This is a genomic window from Streptomyces sp. NBC_00076 (genome assembly GCF_045041235.1).
Classification (GTDB): domain Bacteria; phylum Actinomycetota; class Actinomycetes; order Streptomycetales; family Streptomycetaceae; genus Streptomyces.
This window is the reverse complement of sequence record NZ_CP108242.1, coordinates 2,152,057-2,178,387: the sequence shown is the minus strand read 5'-3', so window position 1 is coordinate 2,178,387 and position 26,331 is coordinate 2,152,057. Positions and strand designations below refer to the sequence as shown.

Genomic DNA, 26,331 nt, shown 5'->3' with positions numbered 1-26,331 from the left:
ATGGTCTGAGAATCAAGGCGGCGGTCCCGGAGGTTGAACCTCCGCGACCGCCGCCTTGTGTTGCGGTCGCGGTCAGCCGGACACCGGCACCTGCGGCGCCAGCAGAACGGGCAGCCGAGTCGTACGGGGCTTGGCGCGGACCTCGGCGACCGCCCTGGGCAGAGCCTGTTCCGCGCCGTGCACCACGGACAGATGCCGCTCCGCCCGCCCGAACGCCGTGTAGACCCACGGCCGGCTGAGCGCTTGCGCCGCGTCACCGGGCAGCACCACGACCACCGCGGGCCACCGGCCGCCCACGGCCTGATGCGCGGTCAGTGCCCATCCGTGCCGCAGATCCAGCTCCACCCGCTCCTTCGGCACGACGACTGCCTCGCCGCTGCACGACAGGTGCAGCCCTTCGGCGTCGGCCTTGACCACGTGGCCCGGCAACGTACGCCCCGGCGTGGGGGAGTAGGCGATCCGGTCACCGGGATCGAAACCACCGAAGCGGCCGGGGCCCGGGTTGAGCCGCTCCTTGAGAACCGCGTTCAGCGCGCGGGTGCCCGCCGCACCGCCGTGGCCCGGCGTGATCACCTGGGTGTCCTCGGCGGACACGCCGATGGCCCGCGGCACCGAGTCCGCGACGAGCTGCACGGTCCGGTGCACTGCCTCTCCCGCGTCTCGCACCGGCACGATCACGACCTCCTTGCCAGGGGCCTCGACCTGGTTCAGCTCGCCGATCCCGACGCCGGACACCAGCTCGCCCAGCGGCCCGGGATCCGGCCGCCGCGAGGCGACCTGGGGACAGACCCGGGCGGCCAGCAGATCCGCGAACACCCGCCCGGGACCGACGGACGCCAGCACCGCGGGGTCCCCCGCCAGCACCAGCCGGGCACCGTCAGGAAGCGACTCCGACAGCAGGGCCGCCGTCTCGACGTCCAGCTGAGGAGCGTCCAGGACGACGAGCAGGTCGAGGTCGAACCTGCCCTCGGCGTCCCGTCCCGGCCCCTCGGCACCGGACAGCAGCCCGGCGACGGTGACGACGCCGGTGGAGCCGCCGTCGACGGACGACTCCCGCGGCTCCTCCGTCACGCCCGGCAGGGCCGCGAACCGATCGCGCCCCAGCGGACCGTGGGCGGCGGCCCAGGCCCGCAGCCCGAGCTCCCCGGCGCCGCGCAGCAACGCCGCGGGTTCGGCCAGTGAGGCCTCACCGCCGGTGTGCAGCACGAGACCGTGGCGGGCGACCGCGCGGATCAGCTCTGCGGCGGACCCGCCGGCCGAGTCCGCGATCCGCTCCCACTCCGCGTCCGAACCGTCCTCCTTCGGCACGGAGTTGATCAGCCGGGCCAGACCGTCGGCGAGGCTCTCCTCCGCGAGGGCGTACCGCTCCAGCCCCACGAGGACACGGACCGGCCGCTCCTCTTCCTCCTCCTCGTCGTCGTCCCCCTGGGCGGGCGCTCCGGGCTCCTCCAGGGCGTCCTGGAAGGCCAGGGCCTCACCCTCGGCGAGGGTCTCCTGGACGGCCGCATCCGGATCCGGCACGCCCCGCTGGGAGAGCGCCGCGACAAGGGCCGGCATCTCCAGGACCGTGTGCCCCGCCAGGGCGGCCTGCTCCAGCAGCCACACCGTGACGGCCCGCCCACGCCGCTCGTCGTCCGGCCCGCACTCCGCGCCCAGGAGCGCCCGCGCGAACCCGTCGGCCTGTTCGGGCCGCACCCCGCCCACCCGCAACAGCTGCCAGGGGTCCGCCCGCAGCCGGTCACCGGCGCCCGCGCCGAGCACCGCGGCGACCTGCCCCGCGAGCCCGTCCGGCGCACCCCCCTCGACCAGGACACCCCGTACGGCCTCGACGACGTCCGGCGCCGGGAGGGCAGCCGTCTCGGCCGAGACGGGCTGCGGCTTCGGCTCGGGTGCGGACCGTCGGGGCGCGGGCTCCTCGACGACGGCCGCCACGGGCTTCTCACCACTCTCCACGGCCCGCACGGCCGCGAGCAGATCGGCGGCCGTGCCGCTGAGCTTGGTCCCGGCGGCGATCGGCGCCTTCTCGGCCTTCCGCTTCGCGATCCGCTCCCGCTCCAGCCGCTGCGCGGCGAGCTCGGCGGCGGCCTCGGACACCTTCCCCGCGTCCTCACCAGCGTCCGCGGCATCCGGTGCCTTGGCCTCGACACCCTCCTGCGCGGTCGCGGCGGCACCCGGCTCGGTGGCCTCCAGGTCCTCAGCGGGCTCCGGCTCCGTGCTCACAGCGTGCTCCAGTCGTGATCGGGATAGCGGTGCACGGGCGCCGACACGTCGTCGAGCGCCCGGCAGATCTCGTCAGGAAGACTAAGGGCCTCCACTGACAACGCCGCCGTGAGCTGCTGCGCGTTGCGCGCCCCGACGATCGGCGCGGCCACCCCGGGCCGGTCCCGGACCCAGGCGAGGGCCACCTGGAGCGGCGTCACAGCGAGCCCGTCCGCCGCCGTCGTCACGGCGTCCACGATCCGCGTCGCCGTGTCGTCGAGATACGGCGCGACGAACGGCGCCAGATGCTCCGAGGCGCCCCGCGAGTCGGCCGGCGTGGAGTGCCGGTACTTGCCCGTGAGCACCCCGCGCCCGAGCGGCGACGAGGGAAGCATGCCGATCCCCAGGTCCAGCGCGGCCGGCAGCACCTCCCGCTCGACACCGCGCTGGAGCAGCGAGTACTCCAACTGCGTGCTCGCCAGCCGGGTCCGGGTGCCCGGCGCCGCCATCTGCCACGTCGCCGCCTTGGCGAGCTGCCAGCCACAGAAGTTCGACACCCCGGCATACCGGGCCCGTCCACTGCTCACCGCCAGATCCAGCGCCTGGAGGCTCTCCTCCAGCGGGGTGTCCGGATCGAAGGCGTGGATGTGCCACACATCGACGTAGTCCGTACCGAGCCGGGCCAGCGAGGCGTCCAGCGCGGAGAGCAGATGCCCGCGCGAGCCGTCGAAGCGACGGTCGGGATCCGGCACACTGCCGGCCTTCGTGGAGATGACCAGGTCCCGACGAGGCACCAGGCCTTCTATGAGACGCCCGAGCAGATACTCGGCCTCCCCGTCGCCGTACACGTCCGCCGTGTCGACAAGACTCCCGCCCGCTTCCCAGAACGTCTTCAAGAGGTCCGCGGCGTCATGTTCATCGGTGTCCCGCCCCCAGGTCAGGGTGCCGAGCCCGATCCGGGACACACGCAGGCCGGTGCGGCCGAGATGCCTCTGCTCCATGGACGCCGAGATTACTGGCCAGAACCTGCCATGTGGGTGCCTGTGGATAACCAGTTCCCGTCAGCGGCAGCCCTGTTGAGACCACGACCCACCACCCACCACCCACCCGCGCTCGCGCACGGCGGGAAGGGGACGGGGCGGGGGTGTCCGCCCGCAGCGGTTGTCGCGTCAACACCGCCCCCTCACTGAGAGACCGATTCCGCGACGTTCCGAGGACGGACACCCCCGTCCCGGCCCCGCCCCACCCCCCGAACCGCAGGCGCTACACGCACCCCCACCGAACCCGCACAGGCCGCCGCAGGCATCCCCCGCCACCGAACCCGCACAGACCACAGCAGGCACCCCACCGCACCGCCGAAGGCACACGCTATGGTCTCCCCAAGGGACGTTACTGATCGGTAAGGGGATGCGGCATGCAGCTCGGTATCAACCTCGGCTACTGGGGTGCCGGAATGGACGCGGACAATCTCGCGGTGGCCAAGGAGGCCGACCGCCTCGGTTACGCCGTCTGCTGGGCCGCCGAGGCCTACGGCTCCGACGCGGCCACCGTCCTCACCTGGGTCGCCGCCCAGACCGAACGCATCGACGTGGGCTCGGCCATCTTCCAGATCCCGGCCCGCCAGCCGGCGATGACCGCGATGACCGCCGCCACCCTCGACTCCCTCTCCGGCGGCCGCTTCCGCCTGGGCCTCGGTGTCTCCGGCCCGCAGGTCTCCGAGGGCTGGTACGGCGTCAAGTTCGACAAGCCGCTCTCCCGCACCCGCGAGTACGTGGAGATCGTCCGCAAGGCGATGACCCGCGAGCGCCTCACCCACGACGGAGAGCACTGGACCCTGCCCCTGCCCGGCGGCCCCGGCAAGCCCATCAAGCTCACCGTGCACCCCCAGCGCGAGCACATCCCGCTCTACATCGCCGCCATCGGCCCGAAGAACCTCGAGCAGACCGGCGAGATCGCCGACGGCGCCCTGCTCATCTTCCCCTCCGCCGACCACATCGAGGACACGGCGATCAAGTACCTGCGGGCCGGCCGGGAGAAGGCCGGGAAGACGCTCGACGGCTTCGACGTGTGCCCGACCCTTCCGCTCGCCGTAGGCGACGACAAGGACGTCAGCACGCTCGCCGACACCTTCCGCCCGTACACCGCGCTGTACGTCGGCGGCATGGGCAGCCCCAAGCAGAACTTCTACAACCAGCTCGCCCGGCGCATGGGCTACGAGAAGGAGGCCGCCGAGATCCAGGACAAGTACCTGGCCGGCGACAAGCAGGGCGCTGCGGCCGCGGTTCCGCACGACCTGATCGACAAGACGACGCTGCTGGGCTCCGTGGACCGCATCGCGGACCGCATGAAGGCCTACGCCCAGGCCGGTGTCACCACCCTCAGCCTGTCTCCCGCGGGCTTCTCACTCGACGAGCGGCTCGCCTCGCTCCGCGCCGGCATCGAGGCCCTGGAACAGGCCGGACTCGCGTGACACCGAACGCACCTGAACCGACAACCTGAACCAACGACCTGAACCAACGACCTGAACCCGCGAACACCGAACCGGCGACCACCAGACCCGACGTAACCCGGTTCAACCACCGGAGGTCTCCGCGGCCGTGGTGGGGACTCGGGGGCCCACCACGGCCGCGGCCGTCACGGGGGACAACACACCCGAGCCCGCACGGCTACGCCCCCGACGAGACCCCGGGTCCCCCTTTCGGCGGAGTTGTCGGACACAGCTGTTGCCGCACCTCTCGTACCGCACTTGACTCGTTCTTTGCGGGAACCCTGCAGAGAGGCGCCTTCGATGCTTTCGGCCAAGAGTCTGTTCAAGGAGATCGTCGACAACGACGAGTCGTTCCAGCTCTTCTGCTCCATCGCGGCCAGCGGGGAGTCACAGGGAGGTTGGGAGAACGGCCGCATCGCGGCGCTCGTGCCGGCGAGCGAGCGCGCACTCGCCCCCAAGATCACCCGGCACGGAGCGGACGAGGACAAGCACGGGCGAATCTTCAACGCCCTGCTCAGCAAGCGCGGCCTGCAGCCCGCCGGGGTCCCGTCCGAGACCGACTACACGATGCTCCTGGAGAGGCGGGGCATCGGTCTGGCGCACGCGAGGCTCAAGGCCGACCAGCCGCTCACGGTGGACGACGTCATCACGTACCTGGCGCACAGCCGGGTCACGGAGCAGCGCGCCGCCGACCAGATGGCGATGCTGCGAAAGTACTTCGGGGACCACCCCGAGGTCGGCAAGGCGGTCCGGATGATCTCCAACGACGAGGACAACCATCTCGCGTACACCCACGAGGAGCTGCTGCGCTTCGCGGCCGCCGGGCACGGCCGGTTCATCCAGTGCACGCTGCGCGAGTGCGCCCTCGCCGAGATCCGCGTCCACCGGGACGTCAGCCTGGCGGTCATGGCCCACATGGGCCGCATCCTCGGCTGGTCGAAGGGCAAGTCGGCGCTCCTCGCGGTGGGTATCCACGCGATGTACGCGTACGAGCGGCTGGGCGGCTGGCGCCGAATGGTGTCGCTGAGGATGCCGGAACGCCGGGACGCGCTCGGCGGCCCCGCGACCCCGGCCCACGAGTTCGCCTGAACCGAACCGCGACGCGCCCCGCACCCACACCCGCCCGCACCCTCAAGCGCCTACGAGCACCCGACCCCCAAACACCCGGCAGCCGCACCCCCAGGCACCCGCACCCGCCAGCCGCGCCCCCACTCGCCTCGCCCCACCCAAAGCCCCTTACAACCACCCCCGGCGCTTGAACAGCCGGTACAGCAGCACCTCCAGGCCGGCCATCAACGCGATCACCGCCGGATACGACCACACCCAGCGCAACTCCGGCATGTGTTCGAAGTTCATGCCGTAGATCCCCGCGATCATCGTGGGGATGGCCGCCATGGCCGCCCACGCGGAGATCTTCCGCATGTCGTCGTTCTGCCGGACGCTCATCTGCGCGAGATGCGCGGACAGGATGTCCGAGACCAGCCGGTCCAGGCCCTCCACGGACTCGTTCACACGCGTGAGGTGGTCGTTGACGTCACGGAAGAAGGGCCGCGCCTTCTCGTTGACGAAGGGCACCGCCCCGCCGAACTGCCCCACGTCCGCGAGCCGGTTCAGCGGTACCGCCAGCGGGCCGCAGGCCCGGCGGAACTCCAGGACCTGCCGCTTGAAGGTGTAGATCCGGGAGGCGGTGTGCCGCGAGCCCCCGCCGTCCGGCGAGAACACCTCCGCCTCCAGCTCCTCGAGGTCGGTCTGCAGCTCGGTGGCCACGTCGAGGTAGTGGTCGACGGCGGCGTCGGCGACCGCGTACAGCACAGCCGTGGGGCCCTTGCCGAGCAGCTCGGGCTCGTGCTCCAGCCGTCGCCGGACATCGCCCAGCGGGGAGCCCTCGCCGTGCCGGACGGTCACCACGAAGGAGTCGCCGAGGAACAGCATCACCTCGCCGGTCGAGACGGCGTCGCTCTCAGGCTCGTACACCACGGGCTTGAGCACCACGAAGAGCGAGTCGTCGTAGACCTCCAACTTGGGCCGCTGGTGGGCCTTGAGGGCGTCCTCGACAGCCAGGGGGTGCAGTCCGAACTCCTGGGTGACGTGGTCGAACTCCTTCTCGGAGGGTTCGTGCAGGCCGATCCAGACGAACCCGTGCGCGGACCGGGCCTCGGAAAGGGCGTCGGACAGGTCCTCGGGGCCCTCCGTCCGGTGCCCGTCACGGTAGATGGCGCAGTCGACGATCACAGTGCGTGTTCTCCCGTCGCCCGAGGTCCGCCGCACGCGAGCGTATGCCTACGCTGGGCGGCATGCCCACGCTGATCCTGGTCCGTCACGGACGATCCACCGCCAACACCGAGGGCCTGCTCGCCGGCTGGACGCCCGGCGTCGCCCTGGACGAGCGCGGCGCCACGCAGGCCGCCGCGCTGCCCGGGAGGCTCGCCGAGCTGCCGCTCTCCGAGGTGGTCGCCAGCCCGCTGCAGCGCTGCCAGGAGACGATCCGGCCGCTGCTGGAGGCCAGGCCCGGTCTCACGGCCCACACCGACGAGCGGATCGGGGAGTGCCACTACGGCGACTGGTCCGGACGCAAGCTCGCCGAGCTCAGCGGGGAGCCGCTGATGGAGGTCGTGCAGGCGCACCCCTCGGCGGCCGCGTTCCCCGGCGGTGAGTCGATGCGGGCGATGCAGACCCGTGCCGCCGAGGCGGTCCGCGAGTGGAACGCGCGCGTGGAGCGCGATCACGGAGCCGACGCCGTCTATCTGATGTGCTCTCACGGCGACGTCATCAAATCGCTCGTGGCGGACGCACTCGGACTTCATCTCGACCTCTTCCAGCGGATTTCTGTTGAACCGTGTTCCATCACCGCGATCCGTTACACCCGTCTGAGGCCGTTTCTCGTCCGCCTCGGCGACACCGGTGACTTCGCGTCGCTGGCGCCGCACGAGGAACCTCCGGCCGGGGACGCCCCCGTGGGGGGTGGTGCGGGCGCACCGTGATCGTCGGGCGCAGTAGGGTGAAGCGGTCCGCGCACACGGACGTTCCGCACTCACGACCCCGCAACCACGACTCCGCAATCACGACCACGGACTCACGATTTCAATGGAGACAGGACGTGTCCCGTCAGGTGTTCCTCTACGACCCCCCGGACCGCTTCGTGGCCGGTACGGTCGGACTGCCCGGACGCCGTACGTTCTTCCTCCAGGCCACGGCCGGCCCCCGGGTGACCAGTGTGGCTCTGGAGAAGACCCAGGTCGCCGCGCTCGCCGAGCGGATGGACGAGCTGCTGGACGAGGTCGTACGCCGTAGTGGCGGCAGCGCCGCCGTCCCGGCCGTGCCGCCCACCGAAGTCGCCGACACCGACCCTCTGGACGCCCCCGTCGAGGAGGAGTTCCGGGTCGGCACCATGGCCCTCGCCTGGGACGGCGACGAGCAGCGCATGATCGTCGAGGCGCAGGCTCTCGTCGAGCTCGACGCCGACTCCGAGGAGGACCTCGCCGAGGCCGAGGAGCGATTGCTCCAGGACGAGGAGAACGGACCCCCGATGCTGCGGGTCAGGCTCACCGGCGCGCAGGCGAGAGCCTTCGCCAAGCGTGCCCTGGACGTCGTCAACGCCGGGCGGCCGCCGTGTCCGCTGTGCAGTCTCCCGCTCGACCCGGAAGGACACGTATGTCCGCGCCAGAACGGATACCGACGCGACGCGTGACCGCCGGGGCGATGTCGGCCGAGCTGCTCGCCGAGGGCGAGCTGACCGTGCGCGGCCGCATCCGGGAGGCGTCCAACGCGGCGCTGTACTGCACGGTCTCGCACCAGGGCCAGGAAGCCACCTGCATCTACAAGCCGGTGGCCGGGGAGCGGCCCCTGTGGGACTTCCCCGACGGGACGCTCGCCCAGCGCGAGGTCGCCGCGTACGCGGTCTCCGAGGCGACCGGCTGGGGGCTCGTACCGCCCACCGTGCTGCGCGACGGACCGTACGGCGAGGGCATGTGCCAGCTGTGGATCGAGGTGACGCCCGAGAGCGAACTGCTCGCGCTCGTCGACGCGGAGGAACCCGAGCCCGGCTGGAAGGCGATCGGGTTCGCCGAGGTCGGTGAGGGACGGACCGCGCTGCTCGTGCACGCCGACGACGAGCGGCTGCGCCGGCTGGCCGTACTCGACGCCGTGATCAACAACGCCGACCGCAAGGGCGGGCATCTGCTGCCGACCGCCGACGGGCGTCTGTACGGCATCGACCACGGGGTCACCTTCAACGCCGAGAACAAACTGCGCACGCTGCTGTGGGGATGGGCCGGGGAGCCCCTGACGGGCGAGGCCGTCGACGTGCTCAAGGGGCTCAAGGAGTCGCTCGGGGAGTCGGGCGCGCTGACCGCGAGACTGACCGCGCTGATCACCGCCGCCGAGACCGACGCCGTACGCGCACGTGTCGACGCGCTGCTGGCGTCCGGGAAGCACCCGGAGCCGAGCGGGGAGTGGCCGGCGATCCCCTGGCCGCCCGTCTAGGAGATGCCGACCGGGGACACGTCGACCACCGGCCCCTCGACGGACCACTACCGCCGACAGCACAACGGCCGGCACGGCGCAAGAACGCCCTACCGGACATCTGCGCGGTCCGGTTCGTATGCGGAACATCCGTCCGGTTAGGCTCATGACATGCATGCCTGGCCCGCTTCCGAGGTCCCCGCCCTGTCTGGTCAGGGCCGCGACCTGAGGATCCACGACACCGCGACCGGCGGCCTGGTCACCACCGCCCCCGGTCCCGTCGCCCGAATCTATGTCTGTGGCATTACGCCGTACGACGCCACCCACATCGGTCACGCGGCGACCTACAACGCGTTCGACCTCGTTCAGCGCGTGTGGCTCGACACCAAGCGCCAGGTCCACTACGTCCAGAACGTCACCGATGTCGACGACCCGCTGCTGGAGCGCGCACAGCGGGACGGCATCGACTGGGCCGCCCTGGCCGAGAAGGAGACGACCCTCTTCCGCGAGGACATGACCGCCCTGCGCATGCTGCCCCCGCGCGAATTCATCGGCGCGGTCGAGGCGATACCCGGCATCGTGCCGCTCGTCGAACGGCTGCGGGACGCGGGCGCCGCCTACGAACTCGAGGGCGACGTCTACTTCTCCGTCGAGTCCGACCCGAACTTCGGCAAGGTGTCCAACCTGGACGCCGCCGCCATGCGGCTGCTGTCCGCCGAGCGCGGCGGTGACCCGGACCGGCCGGGCAAGAAGAACCCGCTCGACCCGATGCTGTGGATGGCCGCCCGTGAGGGCGAGCCCAGCTGGGACGGCGCCTCCCTCGGACGCGGTCGCCCCGGCTGGCACATCGAGTGCGTGGCCATCGCCCTGGACCACCTCGGGATGGGCTTCGACGTGCAGGGCGGCGGCTCCGACCTCGCCTTCCCGCACCACGAGATGGGCGCCTCGCACGCCCAGGCCCTCACCGGCGAGTTCCCCATGGCCAAGGCGTACGTCCACGCCGGCATGGTCGCCCTCGACGGCGAGAAGATGTCCAAGTCCAAGGGCAACCTGGTCTTCGTGTCGAAGCTGCGGCGCGACGGCGTCGACCCGGCCGCCATACGGCTGGCGCTGCTCGCCCACCACTACCGGGCCGACTGGGAGTGGACCGACCAGGTCCTCCAGGACGCCGTCGACCGGCTCGGCCGCTGGCGTGCCGCCGTCTCCCGCCCCGACGGTCCGCCCGCCGAGGCGCTCGTCGAGGAGATCCGCGAGGCCCTCGCCGCCGACCTGGACGCCCCGGGCGCGCTGGCCGCCGTCGACCGGTGGGCGGCGCTCCAGGACGAGCGGGGCGGTACGGACGAGGGCGCGCCCGGGGTCGTGTCGCGGGCGGTGGACGCACTGTTGGGCGTGGCTCTGTAGGCCACGGGACTGCACGGAAAAAGGGGCGCTTCCTCCAAGCGGAGGAAGCGCCCCTCTCGTTCTCGCGAGCCGACCCGACCCGAGCCGACCCGACCCGATCCCGGCTCCCGGGGGCGGGCCGACCGGCTCTCGACGGCGGGTCGGACCCGCTCTGGATCCGGACGCTTCGCGGGACGCTCGGGACATGGCGCCCCATACGTCGATCACCCCATCACCCGATCAGCCGTTGGCCGAAGGCGACGGCCGCCTGGATCCGGGAACCGGCTCAGTCCTCCGATGGCGAATCGTCGTCGTCCGCCTCGGTCGTCGGCGGTTTCGGCGGTTTCGGCGGCTTGGTACGACCGCTGGGGTTGTCCCGCAGATAGGGCGTGCTGTCGCTGCCGTCCGCCGTGGCGTGCCCGCCGGAGCCGCCCGGCCCTGACCCGTCCCGGCGCCGCAGATACCGTTCGAACTCGCGGGCGATCGCCTCGCCCGACGCCTCCGGCAGCTCCGCGGTGTCCCGGGCCTCCTCCAGCGACTGGACGTACTCGGCGACCTCGCTGTCCTCGGCGGCCAACTGGTCCACGCCCACCTGCCAGGCGCGCGCGTCCTCCGGCAGTTCCCCCAGCGGGATGCGCACGTCGATCAGGTCCTCCAGACGGTTCAGGAGGGCCAGCGTCGCCTTCGGGTTCGGCGGCTGCGACACGTAGTGCGGTACGGCCGCCCACAACGACACGGCCGGGACACCCGCGTGCGTGCACGCCTCCTGGAGGATGCCGACGATGCCCGTGGGCCCCTCGTACTTGGTCTCCTCCAGATCCATGCGCTGGGCCAGGTCCGGGTCGGACGTGACCCCGCTGACCGGGACCGGACGGGTGTGCGGGGTGTCGCCGAGCAGGGCGCCCAGGACCACCACCAGCTCCACGCCCAGCTCGTGGGCGAAGCCCAGCAGCTCGTTGCAGAACGAGCGCCACCGCATGGACGGTTCGATACCTCGGACGAGAACCAGGTCGCGGGGCTTGTCACCGCCGACCCGGACGACCGACAATCTGGTCGTCGGCCAGGTGATCTTCCGCACGCCACCGTCCAGCCACACCGTGGGACGGTTCACCTGGAAGTCGTAGTAGTCCTCGGCGTCCAGCGCCGCGAACACCTCGCCCTTCCACTCCCTGTCCAGATGCGCGACCGCGGTGGAAGCGGCGTCGCCGGCGTCGTTCCAGCCCTCGAACGCGGCCACCATGACCGGGTCGATCAGCTCGGGAACCCCCTCGAGCTCGATCACCCAGCGCCTCCTTCCGACGTGCCCTCGCTTAACGACCCAACCTTACGGCGTGTGGCGGGGGCGCCCGCAGCCCCCTTGCACGGGGGAGTGAACGGATCACTGCCCCGTTCGCCGGCCCCGGACACCCCGCCCCCCGGTCCTCACAGGCTCGACCGCAGCCACTGCTCCACGCTCGCGATGTGCACGGTGGCCCAGGACCGGGCCGCCTCCGCGTCCCGGTCGCGCAGCGCCGCCAGGATCGCCCGGTGCTCGCGCAGGGTGCCGACGACCGCGTCCTCCTGGGTCAGGCCGCGCCAGATCCGGGCCCGGGTGGTGGGGCCGGACAGGCCGTCGAGGAGGGAACACAGCACCGAGTTCCCGGAGCTCTGCACGATGCCGCGGTGGAAGTCCAGATCGCAGGCGACGAGCTCCTCCACGGACGGGCTGTCGCCGAGCTTGTCCATCTGGGCGGAGAGCGCGTTCAGCTGTTGCTCGCTGATGCGCAGGGCCGCCATCGCGGTCGCGGCCGGCTCAAGGATGCGACGCACCGCGAGGAACTCCAGGACCGTGTCGTCGCGGTGGAAGTCCACGACGAAGCTGAGCGCCTCCAGCAGCAACTGGGGGTCCAGGCTGGTGACGTACGTGCCGTCGCCCTGGCGTACGTCCAGGATCCGGATCAGGGACAGGGCGCGCACGGCCTCTCGCAGCGAATTGCGGGACAGCCCCAGCTCGGCGGCGAGCTCGCTCTCCTTGGGGAGCCGGTCGCCGGGGCGCAGCGCGCCGGAGACGATCATGCCCTTGATCTTCTCGATCGCCTCATCGGTGACTGCCATGACCTGGCCTCCCTGTCGTACTCATGCTGTGCCGAGACATCGGATGTCTCAGCACATTATGGGGGCAGGTCAGATGAGCGCAGCCAGATCGGCGATCACCTTTTACCTCGCCGAGGGTCACCGGGTGGGTGCCCGGGTCGACGAAGCCTCCACGGTCCCGACCCTGGTCAGGGGAGGGCCGGGCCGGGACCGTGGGGGCTAGTGCCGCGGCGGGCAAACATTGCCTGCCACGGCACTAGTTCTTGTCGAGCAGGTCCTTCACCTTCGCGCGGACGTCGTCCGTGGCAAGGCCCCGGATCGTCAGCGTCGTACGGCGGCGCAGCACGTCGTCCGGCGTCTGGGCCCACTCGTTGTCCCGGGCGTAGACGACCTGCGCCCAGATCTCCGGGGCGTCCGGGTGGACCCGCTCGGCGAGTTCCGGGTTCTCGTTGGCCAGCCGGGCGATGTCGAAGGCCAGCGAACCGTAGTGCGTGGCCAGGTGCCTGGCGGTGTCGGCGGTCATCCGGGTGCCGGTCGCCGGGTGGTCGACCAGCAGGCGGTGGGCGACCGCGCGCGGGTTCGCCACACCAGGCAGCGGCAGCTTCTTCGGCAGCGAGGAGATCGGCTCGAAGGCGTCGCCCAGCGGGTGCCCGGGCAGCGCCTCCAGCTTCTGCATGACCGTACGGCCGATGTGCCTGAAGGTCGTCCACTTGCCGCCCGCGACGGACAGCATGCCGCCCCTGCCCTCGGTCACCACCGTCTCGCGCTTGGCCTTCGCGGTGCTGCCGGGCCCGCCCGGCAGCACCCGCAGACCGGCGAACGAGTAGGTGATCAGGTCACGGTCGAGCTGCTGGTCGCGGATGGAGAACGCGGCCTCGTCGAGTATCTGGGCGGTGTCCTTCTCGGTGACCGCGACATCCGCCGGGTCGCCCTCGAACTCCTCGTCGGTCGTGCCGAGCAGCAGCATGTCCTCCCAGGGGAGGGCGAAGGTGATCCGGTACTTGTCGATGGGCGTCGCCAGCGCGGCCTTCCACGGGGAGGTGCGCTTCAGGACCAGGTGCGCGCCCTTGGACAGGCGGATGGACGGCGCCGCGTTCGGGTCCTCCATCCTGCGCAGGTGGTCGACCCACGGGCCGGTCGCGTTCAGCACCAGCCGGGCGCTCACGCCGAACTCGTCACCCGAGGTCCGGTCGCGCAGGTCCGCGCCCGTCACCCGGCCCTTCGTGAAGCGCAGGCCGGTGACCTCGGCGTGGTTCAGGACCACGGCGCCCGCCTCGACGGCCCCGCGGACCGTCATCAGCGCCATGCGCGCGTCGTTCATCTGGTCGTCGCCGTACACCGCCACGGCCTTGAGGTTCTCGGTGCGCAGCTCGGGCACGTCCCGCTGTGCCTTCGAGGGGGACAGCAGGTGTCCCACCCCGTCGCCGAACGCCGACAGCATCGAGTACGCGAAGACACCGGCTCCGAGCTTCGCCGCGCCGTGCGGCCCGCCCTTGTACACGGGGAGGTAGAACGTGAGCGGGTTCGCCAGGTGGGGAGCCACCTGGCGGGAGACCGCACGGCGCTCGAAGTGGTTCTCCGCCACCAGCTTCACCGCGCCGGTCTGCAGGTAGCGCAGACCGCCGTGGAGCAGCTTGGACGAGGCGGAGGAGGTGGCACCGGCGAAGTCGCCGGCGTCGACCAGGGCCACCCTGAGGCCGGACTGCGCGGCGTGCCAGGCGGTGGAGATGCCCAGGATGCCGCCGCCGATCACGAGAAGGTCGTACGACGCCTTGGAAAGCTGCTCCCGGGTCTCGGCTCGGCTCGGGTTCGAGCCGGACGCCGGGCGCGTCCCCAGGGCAGGCACGGACTGCAGGGTGGACTGAGTGGTCATGCGGTTTCTTACTCCTCGTCCTCGAGCCAGCCCATGGTCCGCTCAACGGCCTTGAGCCAGCTCTTGTACTCACGGTCGCGCTTCTCCGCGGCCATGTTGGGGGTCCACTCGGCGGCCCGGCGCCAGTTGGCGCGCAGGTCGTCGGTGCTGGTCCAGAAGCCGACGGCGAGGCCGGCGGCATAGGCGGCACCGAGGCAGGTCGTCTCGGCGACCATCGGGCGCACCACGGGGGCGTCCACGAAGTCCGAGAGGGTCTGCATCAGCAGGTTGTTGGAGGTCATACCGCCGTCGACCTTGATCGCCGCGAGTTCGACGCCGGAGTCCTTCGTCATGGCGTCGGTGATCTCACGGGTCTGCCAGGCCGTGGCCTCCAGGACGGCACGCGCGAGGTGCGCCTTGGTGACGTACCGGGTCAGACCGGCGATGACACCACGGGCGTCGGACCGCCAGTACGGGGCGAACAGGCCGGAGAAGGCCGGCACGAAGTACGCGCCGCCGTTGTCCTCGACCGAGAGCGCGAGCGTCTCGATCTCGGCGGCCGTCGAGATCAGGCCCATCTGGTCGCGCATCCACTGCACCAGCGAACCGGTGACGGCGATCGAGCCCTCCAGGGCGTAGACCGGCTTGTCGTCGCCGATGCGGTAGCCGACCGTGGTCAGCAGGCCGTTGTACGAGTTGACCGGCTTCTCACCGGTGTTCATCAGCAGGAAGGTGCCGGTGCCGTACGTCGACTTGGCCTCGCCCTCCGCGAAACAGGTCTGGCCGAACAGGGCCGCCTGCTGGTCGCCGAGCGCGGACGCGACGGGAATGCCGCCGAGGACGTCGCCGAGCTTGCCGCCGGTGACCGCGCCGTACACCTCGGCGGAGGAGCGGATCTCGGGCAGCATCGCCAGCGGCACACCGATCGACTCGGCGATCTTCGCGTCCCACTCCATGGTGTGCAGGTTCATCAGGAGGGTGCGGGAGGCGTTGGTGACGTCGGTGACGTGCTTGCCGCCGTTGACACCACCGGTCAGGTTCCAGATGACCCAGCTGTCCATGGTGCCGAAGAGGATGTCGCCGGCCTCGGCGCGCTCGCGCAGGCCCTCGACGTTGTCCAGCAGCCAGCGGGCCTTGGGGCCGGCGAAGTAGCTCGCCAGCGGCAGACCGGTCTCGCGGCGGAAGCGGTCCTGGCCGACGTTGCGGCCGAGTTCCTTGCAGAGGGCGTCGGTGCGGGTGTCCTGCCAGACGATGGCGTTGTGGACGGGCTCACCGGTGTTCTTGTCCCAGAGGAGAGTGGTCTCGCGCTGGTTGGTGATGCCGATGGCCTTGATGTCGTCGCGCGTGATGCCGGCCTTCGCGATGGCTCCGGCGACGACCTCCTCGACGTTGGTCCAGATCTCGGTGGCGTTGTGCTCGACCCAGCCCGGCTTCGGGAAGATCTGCTCGTGTTCCTTCTGGTCCACGGAGACGATACGGCCGTCCCGGTCGAAGACGATGCAGCGGCTGGAGGTGGTGCCCTGGTCGATCGCGGCGATGAAAGGGCCGGCGGTGTGGGCGTCGGTCACTGTGTGCTCCTGGGAGGTTCCGTGGGTGTGGGACTGGTTCTACTGCTGCTCAGTGCTTCGAAGTCCTGTTTCTAAGCAAAAGCGACGTTGTAGATGCCTGCCGCGATGGCGCCGCCGATCAGCGGACCCACCACCGGGATCCAGGCGTAGCCCCAGTCGGAGCCGCCCTTGTTGGGCAGGGGCAGGAGAGCGTGCACGATGCGCGGGCCGAGGTCACGGGCCGGGTTGATCGCGTATCCGGTCGGGCCGCCGAGGGACAGACCGATCGAGACGACCACGAGCGCGGTGATCAGGGCGCCCAGCGTGCCGAGGCCCTTGCCGCTGTCGTTCAGGCCCTGCGTGAGGATGGCGAGCACCAGCACGGTCGTGCCGATGATCTCCGTGGCGAGGTTCTGCCACACGACACGGACCTCGGGACCGGTGGAGAAGATTCCCAGGACCGGGCCGGCGCCCTTCTCCTGGGCCTCGACGGCCTTGACCCTCGTGTCCTGTGCGCCCGGGCCGCCGACGATCTCCTTGTCGGTGAGGTGCGCGTGGAACTGGCCGTAGTAGGCCACCCAGACCAGTGCCGCGCCGATCGCGGCGCCGAGCATCTGGCCGCCCCAGTAGACGGGGACATTGCTCCAGTCGCCGTCCTTGATGGCGAGCGCGAGCGTCACTGCCGGGTTGAGGTGAGCGCCGGAGAGCGGCGCCGAGGTGTACACGGCCGTCAGAACGGCGAAACCCCACCCGAAGGTGATGGCGAGCCAGCCGGCGTTGCGGGCCTTGGAGGCCTTCAGCGTGACGGCGGCACACACGCCGCCGCCGAGCAGGATGAGTATGGCGGTACCGATGGTCTCGCCGATGAAGATGTCGGAGCTGGACACCCGCGACTCCTTTGTCCTTCGTCCAGGGGAAGAGCTGCCGGCCCTTGGCGTCGTATCACTGTACGCCTATTGCCGGTCGGTGTTCGACAATGTCGACCGATGGACGGGAGTCTCGCTCCGAGGTCACGGGCACGTCAAGGGTTCTGTTCTCGAAAACACGATCGTTACTGATTGCTGTGTGCTATCGATCTTGCGCCCGCCCGAGAACTCGGGCATGCCGGCGCGTGACGAGAACCGGAACGTTCTGCGGCGTCCCGGTCTCCGCGCGTCCCGCGTCGCTCAGAAGCGCCCGGCGCCCAGGTCCCGCGACACCGCGCGGGCGCAGTCCCGCACCGCCGCGATCAGTTCGGGGCGCAGCTCGCCGTCCCGGCCCAGCCGCTCCACGGCCCCGGTGACGCCGACCGCGCCGACCGGCATGCGGCGCCGGTCGTGGATGGGCGCGGCGATGGAGGCGACGCCCTCCCAGGTCTCCTCGACGTCGGCGGCGTACCCACGCGCGCGCGTGATGTCGAGGACGTGCTCGAAATCGTCGAGGTCGCAGACGGTCCGGTCGGTGAACGCCTTGCGGTCGCTCTCCAGGGCCTCGCTGTGCGCCACCGGGTCGTACGCCGACAGCACCTTGCCCAGGGCGGTGGAGTGCAGCGGTTGCATGGCCCCGATCTCCAGGACCTGCCGGCTGTCGTCGGGCCTGAAGACGTGGTGCACGATCAGCACGCCCTGCTGGTGCAGGACGCCCAGGTGGACGCTCTCCCCGCTGGAGCGGGCCAGGTCGTCGGTCCACACCAGGGCGCGCGCCCTGAGCTCGTGCACGTCGAGATAGGTGGTGCCCAGGCGTAGGAGTTCGGCACCCAGCTGATAGCGCCCCGAGGTGTCGTCCTGCTCGACGAAGCCCTCCTGCTGAAGGGTGCGCAGGATGCCGTGCGCGGTGCCCTTGGCGAGGCCCAGTGAGGAGGCGATGTCGGACAGGCCGAGTCTCCGCTCGCCGCCCGCGAGAAGCCGCAGCATCGCGGCCGCACGTTCCAGCGACTGGATGTTCCGTGCCATCGCCGTCCTGCCTCCGTCCCCTTCGACCGTCGACCCGCGACGCCGCTGCCGCCGTTCGGCAATGTCGAACACTACCGGTCCATGCCGACCTCCCGCTAATAGTCGGCGCACATCTGTTGCGGCACCCCGTGTCCCGCGGGCGAGTTGTCCGCCATCCTGGTCCGTCCCGTGGACGTCCTGACCATCGGGACCGGGTCCCGGTTACTCTGGCGTGGTGCGCCGAGCGCGGAACGTCGCGCGGGCGCCCGCAAAAGCCGACAGCCGTCGCACCTAAGGGAGCCCCTTCATGGCCTCGTTGCCACCGACCCCTTCCGCCGACAGCCGGGCCCGTGTGTCCGCGCTCCGCGAGGCGCTCGCCACCCGTGTGGTGGTGGCCGACGGAGCGATGGGCACGATGCTCCAGGCTCAGGATCCGACCCTGGAGGACTTCGAGAACCTCGAGGGCTGCAACGAGATCCTCAACCTGACCCGCCCCGACATCGTCCGCTCCGTCCACGACGCGTACTTCGCCGTGGGCGTCGACTGCGTGGAGACGAACACCTTCGGGGCGAATCACACGGCTGCGGCGGAGTACGAGATCGCCGACCGCGTGCACGAACTGTCCGAGGCCGGCGCCCGCATCGCCCGGGAGGTCGCCGACGAGTACGCGGCCCGTGACGGCCGCCCCCGCTGGGTCCTAGGCTCCGTCGGGCCCGGCACCAAGCTGCCCACCCTCGGCCACATCGACTTCGCCACGATCCGCGACGGCTACCAGGCCAACGCCGAGGGACTGCTCGCCGGCGGCGCCGACACCCTGATCGTCGAGACCACCCAGGACCTGCTCCAGACGAAGGCCTCCGTCCTGGGCGCCCGACGCGCCATCGAGGCGACCGGCGTCGACGTGCCGCTGGTGGTCTCGATGGCGTTCGAGACGACCGGCACGATGCTCCTCGGCTCCGAGATCGGCGCCGCGCTGACCGCGCTGGAACCCCTCGGCGTCGACATGATCGGCCTGAACTGCTCCACCGGACCGGCGGAGATGAGCGAGCACCTGCGCTATCTCACCCGGCACTCCCGCATCCCTCTGCTGTGCATGCCGAACGCGGGCCTGCCGATCCTCACCAAGGACGGCGCGCACTTCCCCCTCGACCCCGAGGGCCTGGCCGACGCGCAGGAGAACTTCGTCCGCGACTACGGCCTCTCCCTGATCGGCGGCTGCTGCGGCACCACCCCCGAGCACCTGCGCCAGGTCGTCGAACGCGTCCGCGACCTCACGCCCGGAGAGCGCAGCCCCCGCCCGGAGCCGGGCGCCGCCTCCCTCTACCAGACGGTCCCGTTCCGCCAGGACACCTCGTACCTCGCCATCGGCGAGCGCACCAACGCCAACGGTTCGAAGAAGTTCCGCGAGGCCATGCTGGACGGCCGCTGGGACGACTGCGTGGAGATGGCCCGCGACCAGATCCGCGAGGGCGCCCACATGCTGGACCTGTGCGTGGACTACGTCGGCCGTGACGGCGTCGCCGACATGGAGGAACTGGCCGGGCGCTTCGCCACCGCCTCCACCCTGCCGATCGTCCTGGACTCCACCGAGGTCGACGTCATCGAGGCCGGCCTGGAGAAGCTCGGCGGACGCGCGGTCATCAACTCGGTCAACTACGAGGACGGCGACGGCCCCGAGTCCCGGTTCGCGAAGGTCACCAAGCTGGCGCGGGAGCACGGCGCCGCGCTGATCGCGCTGACCATCGACGAGGAGGGCCAGGCCCGCACGCCGGAGAAGAAGGTCGAGATCGCCGAACGGCTCATCGACGACCTGACCGGCAACTGGGGCATCCACGAGTCGGACATCCTCATCGACACCCTGACCTTCACCATCTGTACCGGTCAGGAGGAGTCCCGCAAGGACGGCATCGCCACCATCGAGGCGATCCGCGAACTCAAGCGCCGCCACCCCGACGTACAGACCACGCTGGGCCTGTCGAACATCTCCTTCGGCCTCAACCCGGCCGCCCGCATCCTGCTCAACTCCGTCTTCCTGGACGAGTGTGTGAAGGCGGGCCTGGACTCGGCGATCGTGCACGCGTCGAAGATCCTGCCGATCGCCCGTTTCACCGAGGAGGAGGTCCAGACCGCTCTCGACCTCGTCCACGACCGTCGGGCCGAGGGCTACGACCCCCTGCAGAAGCTGATGGCGCTGTTCGAGGGCGCCACCACCAAGTCCCTCAAGGCGGGCCGGGCCGAGGAACTGGCCGCCCTGCCGCTGGACGAGCGCCTCAAGCGCCGCATCATCGACGGCGAGAAGAACGGCCTGGAGGCCGACCTCGACGAGGCGCTCCAGACGCGCCCCGCTCTCGACATCGTCAACGACACCCTGCTGGACGGCATGAAGGTCGTCGGCGAACTGTTCGGCTCCGGTCAGATGCAGCTGCCGTTCGTGCTGCAGTCGGCCGAGGTGATGAAGACCGCGGTGGCCCACCTGGAACCGCACATGGAGAAGGTCGAGGGCGACGAGGCAGGCAAGGGCACCATCGTGCTGGCGACCGTCCGCGGCGACGTGCACGACATCGGCAAGAACCTCGTCGACATCATCCTGTCCAACAACGGCTACAACGTCGTCAACCTCGGCATCAAGCAGCCGGTCTCCGCGATCCTGGACGCCGCCGCCGAGCACCGCGCCGACGTCATCGGCATGTCCGGCCTCCTGGTCAAGTCCACGGTGATCATGAAGGAGAACCTGGAGGAGCTCAACCAGCGCGGCCTGGCCGTCGACTTCCCGGTCATCCTCGGCGGCGCGGCCCTGACCCGGGCGTACGTCGAGCAGGACCTGCACGAGATCTACCAGGGCGAGGTCCGCTACGCCCGCGACGCGTTCGAGGGCCTGCGCCTCATGGACGCCCTCATCGGCGTCAAGCGCGGTGTCCCCGGAGCGAAGCTGCCGGAGCTGAAGCAGCGCCGGGTCCGCGCGAGCGCCGCCGTCGAGGTCGAGGAGCGCCCCGAGGAGGGCGCCGTCCGCTCCGACGTCGCCACCGACAACCCGGTCCCCGCCCCGCCGTTCTGGGACACCCGGGTCATCAAGGGCATCCAGCTCAAGGAGTACGCCAGCTGGCTCGACGAGGGCGCCCTGTTCAAGGGCCAGTGGGGCCTTAAGCAGGCCCGCACCGGCGAGGGACCGTCGTACGAGGAACTGGTCGAGACCGAGGGCCGGCCGCGACTGCGCGGCCTGCTCGACAGGCTGCAGACCGAGAACATGCTGGAGGCGGCCGTCGTCTACGGCTACTTCCCGTGCGTGTCCAAGGACGACGACCTGATCATCCTGGACGAGCAGGGCAACGAGCGCACCCGCTTCACCTTCCCGCGCCAGCGCCGCGGCCGCCGGCTGTGCCTGGCGGACTTCTTCCGCCCGGAGGAGTCCGGCCAGACGGACGTGGTCGGCCTCCAGGTCGTCACCGTCGGCTCCCGGATCGGCGAGGAGACCGCGAAGCTCTTCGAGTCCAACTCCTACCGCGACTACCTCGAACTGCACGGCCTGTCCGTGCAGTTGGCGGAGGCGCTCGCCGAGTACTGGCACGCACGCGTACGTTCGGAGCTGGGCTACGCGGGCGAGGACCCGAACGACATCGAGGACATGTTCGCCCTGAAGTACCGGGGCGCCCGCTTCTCCCTCGGCTACGGTGCCTGCCCGAACCTGGAGGACCGCGCCAAGATCGCCGACCTGCTCCAGCCCGAGCGCATCGGCGTCCAGCTGTCGGAGGAGTTCCAGCTGCACCCGGAGCAGTCCACCGACGCCATCGTGATCCACCACCCGGAGGCGAAGTACTTCAACGCCCGGTGAGGCGCGAGCCACCACCCGACATCCGCTTCCCGTCCCGGTGCGACGCGTCTCACCCGGCGCGCTGATCGGATAAGTCGTACACTGGTCGGTCCACTGCAGGCCGGTTCCCCCAGCGGGAACCGGCCTGCTGGTCCCTCAAGGAGGTACGTGGATGACCAGCACGATTCCGGCACCAGTTACCCGTACGGCCGAAGGCTCCGCCCTGCAGGCCGTGCTCCTCGACATGGACGGCACCCTGGTCGACACCGAGGGTTTCTGGTGGGACGTCGAGGCCGAGGTCTTCGCCCGTCTCGGACACACCCTCGACGACTCCTGGCGCCATGTCGTCGTCGGCGGCCCCATGACCCGCAGTGCCGGCTTCCTGATCGAGGCCACCGGCGCCGACATCACCCTCGCCGAACTCACGGTGCTGCTCAACCAGGGTTTCGAGGACCGCATCGACCGGGCGCTGCCGATCATGCCCGGAGCCGCCCGGCTGCTGGCCGAACTGGCCGCGCACGAGATCCCCACGGCGCTGGTCTCCGCCTCGCACCGGCGCATCATCGACCGGGTCCTCACCTCGCTCGGCCCCCAGCACTTCGCGCTCACCGTCGCCGGCGACGAGGTGGGGCGCACCAAGCCGCACCCCGACCCCTACCTGTTCGCCGCCGCCGGACTCGGCGCGGAGCCCGCCAGGTGCGCGGTCGTCGAGGACACCGCGACCGGCGTCGCCGCGGCCGAGGCAGCCGGCTGCCACGTCGTGGCGGTGCCGTCCGTCGCGCCCATCGCCCCGGCCGTCCGGCGCACCGTCGTGTCCTCGCTCGAAGACGTGGACCTGGCTTTTCTGCGCGGTCTGATGCCGCTCTGACGGCTCTTGATGACGGAAATGCGCCCGGGTGTTCACCCAGCGTGCGGCGGTGATTGCGCGGGAATTCCACGGGCCGCGTACGAGGTAATTCGAACCGCACCGGATGGCTGAATTCCGGTGCAACTCCACACCGCCGGGTATGTGACGTTCCCCACGCCGTCGGGGCTCGACAGGGTGGTGGAGGTGTGCAGCTCACCCCCGTTCAAGGGGTACGGACGCGCCTTTGTGTCCCGATTGGTGAGAGCCTGCACGAATCCTTCCCCCCTCGGGTTTTCGGTCCGTCCACAGCTGGTTTCGCAGCGTGATGACCCCTCAACTCCGGTCGCCGCGAACCTTCATGCTGGTGCGGACTAATCTCCTATCGAGAACATCGCCCTTACCCCGTGATCCGCATCGACACCCCTGCATGCCGGGTACACGGACTCGACAGCTCTGGAGAACTTCGAGCATGAACCGCAAGACTTTGGTGCTGCCGGCCGTGATCGGCCTGCTGGCGCCGGTGCTCGCAGCCTGCGGTGGGTCCGACAGCGGGAGCGACAGTGACGGCGCGATCGTCGTCGGCACCACGGACCGGTTCACCGCCACGAAGGACGCCCCGGCGCCGCTCGACCCCGCCTACGCCTACGACGTCGGCACCTGGAACATCCTGCGCCAGACCGTGCAGACCCTGATGATCATGCCGAAGGGCGACGGCGACCCGGTGCCCGAGGCCGCCGAGAAGTGCGGCTTCACCGACAGCGGCAACGAGCGCTACGCCTGCACCCTGCGCGACGGCCTCAAGTTCGCCAACGGCGACGCCGTCACCGCGAAGGACGTGAAGTTCTCCATCGACCGCGCCCGCGCGCTGAAGGCCGACAGCGGTGTCTTCGCCCTGCTGTCCACGGTCGACACCGTCGAGACCCAGGGCGACCGCGAGGTGATCTTCCACCTCAAGACGGCCGACGCCACCTTCCCGTACAAGCTGTCGACCCCGGTCGCGGGCATCGTCAACCCAGCCGACTACGGCGAGGGCAAGCTGCGCGACGGCTTCGACGTCGACGGCTCCGGCCCGTACACGCTGCAGGCCGACGTCAAGAACAACGAGCTCGTCGACGCCGTGTTCACCAAGAACCCCAACTACAAGGGGACACTGAAGGTGAACAACGACAAGGTCGAGATGCGTTCCTACACGGACGCCGACGCCATGGGCGCCGCGCTCGACAAGGGCGACCTCGACCTGATGACCCGCACCATGTCGCCGGAGCAGATCGACAAACTCGCGGACGGCTCGGACAGCAACGTCGACCTGGTCGAGCTGCCCGGTCTGGAGATCCGCTACCTCGGCTTCAACACCAACGCGCCGTCCGTGAAGTCGAAGGCGGTCCGCGAGGCGATGGCCCAGGTCATCAACCGCAGCGAACTCGTCGCCAAGGTGTACGGCTCACAGGCCGAGCCGCTGTTCTCGATGGTCCCGGCCAGCATCACCGGCCACTCCAACTCGTTCTTCAACACCTACGGCGAACCCAGTACCGCCAAGGCCAAGGCCGCGCTGAGCCGGGCCAACATCACCACTCCGGTGAAGCTGACCCTGCACTACACGACCGACCACTACGGTCCGGCCACCAAGCAGGAGTTCGAGGTCCTGCAGAAGCAGCTCAACGACACCGGCCTGTTCGACGTCAGCACCAAGGGCACTCCCTGGGAGACCTACCGCCCGGCCGAGCAGAAGGGCCAGTACGACGTCTACGGCATGGGCTGGTTCCCCGACTTCCCGGACGCCGACAACTACCTGGCGCCGTTCCTCGACAAGGACAACACCATCGGCTCGCCCTACGCGAACAGCGTCATCCGCAACACGCTGATCCCGGAGTCCCGCCGCGAGTCCGACCGGCTCGCCGCCGCCGCCAGCCTGACGGACATTCAGGACATCGTCGCCGGCGACGTCCCCGTCCTGCCGCTGTGGCAGGGCAAGCAGTACGTCGCCGCCCGCGACGACGTCACGGGCACCGCCTACGTGCTCAACTCCTCCTCGACGCTTCAGCTGTGGGAACTCGGCCGCGGCGTCAGCGGCTGACAAAGCCAGCCCTGTCCGGGGCCCGGGAGGGCGGCCCCGGCGTCCGACAACAACGACAAGGCACTACGTGAACCTGCGCAACCAGTGGCCGGTCCTGCCCATCGTGGCAGGGCTGGCCTTCGGCCTGTTGACCGCCTGCGGAACGGAGTCGGGGGGCTCCGGGGGCAGCGGCTCGTCCGTGGTCATGGGGATGTCCGACGACGTCCTGGCCACCGACCCCGCCTCCGGCTACGACCCGGGCTCCTGGCTGTTGTTCAACAACGTCTTCCAGTCGCTGCTCAGCTTCCCCAAGGGAAGCACCGAACCACAGCCGGAGGCCGCCAAGAGCTGCGGCTTCACGGACGCGGCGACCAAGGTCTACGAGTGCACATTGAAGGACGGCCTCAAGTTCAGCAACGGTGACCCGCTCACCTCGCAGGACGTGAAGTTCTCCTTCGACCGCCTGCTGAAGATCAACGACGACGCGGGCCCGGCGATCATGTTCCCCATGCTCTCCAAGGTCGAGACGCCGGACGAGAAGACGGTGGTCTTCCGCCTCAACACCCCCGACGCCACCTTCCCCAGCAAGATCGCCTCAGGCGCCGGTTCCCTCGTCGACCACACCCAGTACGACGCCGACGGACTGCGCGAGGACGGCGAGGCGGTCGGCTCCGGCCCCTACAAGCTGGACTCCTTCAGCAAGGACGAGGCCGTCTTCTCGGTCAACGAGAACTACGAGGGCACCGCCGACGTACAGAACTCCGGCGTCACGCTGAAGCTCTTCCACGGCAACCAGAAAGCGCTCAAGCAGGCCCTGCGCGACAACAAGATCGACATCGCCTACCGAGGCCTCGGCGCGAGCGACATCGCGGACATCGAGCAGGGGGACGACTCGGGCGTCGAACTCGTCGAGGGGACCAGCGCCGAGGTCCAGCACCTGGTCTTCAACATGAACGACCCGATCGCCGGACAACTCGGTGTACGCAAGGCCATGGCCCACCTGATCGACCGCGACGCCCTCGTCAACGACGTCTACCAGGGCACGGCCACCCCGCTGTACTCGATCATCCCGGCCGGTATCACCGGCCACAACACGGCCTTCTTCGACACCTACGGCGATCGCCCCTCCAAGGCCAGGGCCGCCGCCGCGCTGGATGCCGACGGCATCAGCGGCAAGGTGAAGCTGACCCTGTGGTCGACCCCGGCCCGCTACGGTCCGGCCACCGACTCCCTGCTGAAGGCCATCGCCGCACAGCTCAACGCCAGCGGCCTGTTCGAGGCCGACGTGCAGTCCGTCGCCTTCGACCAGTACGAGAAGGACATCAAGGCCGGCAAGTACGGCGTCTACGTGAAGGGCTGGGTTCCCGACTACCCGGACGCCGACAACTTCACGGCCCCCTTCTTCGGCAAGGGCAACGTGCTGGACAACAACTACGGCAACAACACCATCACCGGCACGCTCATCCCGAAGACCGCCGCCCAGAGCGACCGCGCCGCCACCGACGCCGACTACGGCAAGCTCCAGGACATCGTCGCCGACGACCTGCCCGTCCTCCCGATCTGGCAGGCCAAGCAGTACGCCGTCACCCGCGAGGGCGTCTACGGCCTGGAGTACTGCCTCGACGCGTCGACCGTCTTCCGGTTCTGGGAACTCAGCAAGGACTGACACCCGGCCGCACACACGGCGGGCGCCCCCTTCTCACAGGGGGCGCC

Annotated in this window: 20 protein-coding genes; 11 read left to right on the top strand and 9 right to left on the bottom strand. The window is 70.2% G+C overall.

Features of this window, described 5'->3' with window-relative positions:
* Window positions 1-72: 72 nt before the first annotated feature.
* Complete coding sequence (locus OHA64_RS09985) at window positions 73-2,220, bottom strand: helix-hairpin-helix domain-containing protein (protein WP_405611050.1); 2,148 nt, start codon at window positions 2,218-2,220, stop codon at window positions 73-75.
* Entirely contained in the window at window positions 2,217-3,200 is a 984-nt protein-coding gene (locus OHA64_RS09980) for an aldo/keto reductase (protein WP_405611047.1), read from the bottom strand. The genes OHA64_RS09985 and OHA64_RS09980 overlap by 4 nt, the downstream gene beginning before the upstream one ends.
* Before the next feature lie 413 nt (window positions 3,201-3,613).
* Between OHA64_RS09980 and OHA64_RS09975 the strand changes: the two genes are divergently transcribed.
* On the top strand, window positions 3,614-4,669 hold the full coding sequence (locus OHA64_RS09975; protein WP_405611044.1) for an LLM class F420-dependent oxidoreductase: 1,056 nt from the start codon (window positions 3,614-3,616) through the stop codon (window positions 4,667-4,669).
* A gap of 318 nt (window positions 4,670-4,987) precedes the next feature.
* Complete coding sequence (locus OHA64_RS09970; protein ID WP_405611041.1) at window positions 4,988-5,776, top strand: ferritin-like domain-containing protein; 789 nt, start codon at window positions 4,988-4,990, stop codon at window positions 5,774-5,776.
* 147 nt (window positions 5,777-5,923) lie between these two features.
* Here OHA64_RS09970 and corA read toward each other — a convergent pair whose 3' ends face one another.
* Window positions 5,924-6,919, bottom strand: a complete 996-nt coding sequence (gene corA / locus OHA64_RS09965; protein WP_405611038.1) for a magnesium/cobalt transporter CorA — start codon at window positions 6,917-6,919, stop codon at window positions 5,924-5,926.
* Between the two features lie 62 nt (window positions 6,920-6,981).
* On the opposite strand from corA, the gene OHA64_RS09960 reads away from it, so the two are divergent.
* From OHA64_RS09960 to mshC, 4 genes are all read left to right on the top strand, one after another.
* The gene (locus OHA64_RS09960; RefSeq protein ID WP_405611035.1) at window positions 6,982-7,668 is read left to right on the top strand and encodes a histidine phosphatase family protein; all 687 of its coding nucleotides are present in this window, start codon (window positions 6,982-6,984) and stop codon (window positions 7,666-7,668) included.
* Window positions 7,669-7,784: 116 nt separating this feature from the next.
* Window positions 7,785-8,375, top strand: coding sequence for a DUF3090 domain-containing protein (locus OHA64_RS09955; protein ID WP_405611032.1), 591 nt, complete (start codon window positions 7,785-7,787; stop codon window positions 8,373-8,375).
* Entirely contained in the window at window positions 8,339-9,169 is an 831-nt protein-coding gene (locus OHA64_RS09950; RefSeq protein ID WP_405611029.1) for an SCO1664 family protein, read from the top strand. Before OHA64_RS09955 ends, OHA64_RS09950 begins: the two co-directional genes overlap by 37 nt.
* A 150-nt stretch (window positions 9,170-9,319) precedes the next feature.
* Window positions 9,320-10,549 (top strand): cysteine--1-D-myo-inosityl 2-amino-2-deoxy-alpha-D-glucopyranoside ligase, encoded by a 1,230-nt coding sequence (gene mshC / locus OHA64_RS09945; RefSeq protein WP_405611026.1) that lies wholly within the window; start codon window positions 9,320-9,322, stop codon window positions 10,547-10,549.
* A gap of 265 nt (window positions 10,550-10,814) precedes the next feature.
* On the opposite strand, the gene OHA64_RS09940 is transcribed toward mshC, so the two are convergent.
* The gene (locus OHA64_RS09940) at window positions 10,815-11,810 is read right to left on the bottom strand and encodes a PAC2 family protein (protein ID WP_405611023.1); all 996 of its coding nucleotides are present in this window, start codon (window positions 11,808-11,810) and stop codon (window positions 10,815-10,817) included.
* A 140-nt stretch (window positions 11,811-11,950) separates the two neighbouring features.
* The gene (locus tag OHA64_RS09935) at window positions 11,951-12,622 is read right to left on the bottom strand and encodes a FadR/GntR family transcriptional regulator (RefSeq protein WP_405611020.1); all 672 of its coding nucleotides are present in this window, start codon (window positions 12,620-12,622) and stop codon (window positions 11,951-11,953) included.
* Between the two features lie 73 nt (window positions 12,623-12,695).
* Between OHA64_RS09935 and OHA64_RS09930 the strand changes: the two genes are divergently transcribed.
* Window positions 12,696-12,824 carry a hypothetical protein gene (locus OHA64_RS09930; protein WP_405611017.1) on the top strand — a complete coding sequence of 43 codons (129 nt, stop codon included), beginning with the start codon at window positions 12,696-12,698 and terminating at the stop codon, window positions 12,822-12,824.
* A gap of 33 nt (window positions 12,825-12,857) precedes the next feature.
* On the opposite strand, the gene OHA64_RS09925 is transcribed toward OHA64_RS09930, so the two are convergent.
* The 4 genes from OHA64_RS09925 to OHA64_RS09910 form a co-directional block, all read right to left on the bottom strand.
* On the bottom strand, window positions 12,858-14,474 hold the full coding sequence (locus OHA64_RS09925) for an FAD-dependent oxidoreductase (RefSeq protein WP_405611014.1): 1,617 nt from the start codon (window positions 14,472-14,474) through the stop codon (window positions 12,858-12,860).
* A gap of 8 nt (window positions 14,475-14,482) precedes the next feature.
* Entirely contained in the window at window positions 14,483-16,021 is a 1,539-nt protein-coding gene (glpK, locus tag OHA64_RS09920; RefSeq protein WP_405611011.1) for a glycerol kinase GlpK, read from the bottom strand.
* Between the two features lie 71 nt (window positions 16,022-16,092).
* Window positions 16,093-16,887: an MIP/aquaporin family protein gene (locus tag OHA64_RS09915; protein ID WP_405611008.1), complete on the bottom strand. Its 795-nt coding sequence runs from the start codon at window positions 16,885-16,887 to the stop codon at window positions 16,093-16,095.
* 279 nt (window positions 16,888-17,166) lie between these two features.
* On the bottom strand, window positions 17,167-17,931 hold the full coding sequence (locus OHA64_RS09910) for an IclR family transcriptional regulator (RefSeq protein WP_405611005.1): 765 nt from the start codon (window positions 17,929-17,931) through the stop codon (window positions 17,167-17,169).
* Between the two features lie 286 nt (window positions 17,932-18,217).
* On the opposite strand from OHA64_RS09910, the gene metH reads away from it, so the two are divergent.
* The 4 genes from metH (at window position 18,218) to OHA64_RS09890 (ending at window position 26,284) form a co-directional block, all read left to right on the top strand.
* Entirely contained in the window at window positions 18,218-21,739 is a 3,522-nt protein-coding gene (metH, locus tag OHA64_RS09905) for a methionine synthase (protein ID WP_405611002.1), read from the top strand.
* Window positions 21,740-21,890: 151 nt separating this feature from the next.
* Window positions 21,891-22,586 (top strand): HAD family hydrolase, encoded by a 696-nt coding sequence (locus OHA64_RS09900; protein WP_405610999.1) that lies wholly within the window; start codon window positions 21,891-21,893, stop codon window positions 22,584-22,586.
* A 448-nt stretch (window positions 22,587-23,034) separates the two neighbouring features.
* On the top strand, window positions 23,035-24,639 hold the full coding sequence (locus tag OHA64_RS09895) for an ABC transporter substrate-binding protein (protein WP_405610996.1): 1,605 nt from the start codon (window positions 23,035-23,037) through the stop codon (window positions 24,637-24,639).
* Between the two features lie 67 nt (window positions 24,640-24,706).
* The gene (locus OHA64_RS09890; RefSeq protein ID WP_405610993.1) at window positions 24,707-26,284 is read left to right on the top strand and encodes an ABC transporter substrate-binding protein; all 1,578 of its coding nucleotides are present in this window, start codon (window positions 24,707-24,709) and stop codon (window positions 26,282-26,284) included.
* Window positions 26,285-26,331 lie beyond the last annotated feature (47 nt).

Excerpts from the sequence above, each read along its gene's own strand:
- OHA64_RS09980 (WP_405611047.1), bottom strand. The coding sequence starts at position 3,200 with ATGGAGCAGAGGCATCTCGGCCGCACCGGCCTGCGTGTGTCCCGGATC.
- OHA64_RS09975 (WP_405611044.1), top strand. The coding sequence starts at position 3,614 with ATGCAGCTCGGTATCAACCTCGGCTACTGGGGTGCCGGAATGGACGCG.
- OHA64_RS09970 (WP_405611041.1), top strand. The coding sequence starts at position 4,988 with ATGCTTTCGGCCAAGAGTCTGTTCAAGGAGATCGTCGACAACGACGAG.
- OHA64_RS09960 (WP_405611035.1), top strand. The coding sequence starts at position 6,982 with ATGCCCACGCTGATCCTGGTCCGTCACGGACGATCCACCGCCAACACC.
- OHA64_RS09950 (WP_405611029.1), top strand. The coding sequence starts at position 8,339 with ATGTCCGCGCCAGAACGGATACCGACGCGACGCGTGACCGCCGGGGCG.
- mshC (WP_405611026.1), top strand. The coding sequence starts at position 9,320 with ATGCATGCCTGGCCCGCTTCCGAGGTCCCCGCCCTGTCTGGTCAGGGC.
- OHA64_RS09935 (WP_405611020.1), bottom strand. The coding sequence starts at position 12,622 with ATGGCAGTCACCGATGAGGCGATCGAGAAGATCAAGGGCATGATCGTC.
- OHA64_RS09930 (WP_405611017.1), top strand. The coding sequence starts at position 12,696 with ATGAGCGCAGCCAGATCGGCGATCACCTTTTACCTCGCCGAGGGTCAC.
- OHA64_RS09925 (WP_405611014.1), bottom strand. The coding sequence starts at position 14,474 with ATGACCACTCAGTCCACCCTGCAGTCCGTGCCTGCCCTGGGGACGCGC.
- OHA64_RS09910 (WP_405611005.1), bottom strand. The coding sequence starts at position 17,931 with ATGGCACGGAACATCCAGTCGCTGGAACGTGCGGCCGCGATGCTGCGG.
- metH (WP_405611002.1), top strand. The coding sequence starts at position 18,218 with ATGGCCTCGTTGCCACCGACCCCTTCCGCCGACAGCCGGGCCCGTGTG.
- OHA64_RS09900 (WP_405610999.1), top strand. The coding sequence starts at position 21,891 with ATGACCAGCACGATTCCGGCACCAGTTACCCGTACGGCCGAAGGCTCC.
- OHA64_RS09895 (WP_405610996.1), top strand. The coding sequence starts at position 23,035 with ATGAACCGCAAGACTTTGGTGCTGCCGGCCGTGATCGGCCTGCTGGCG.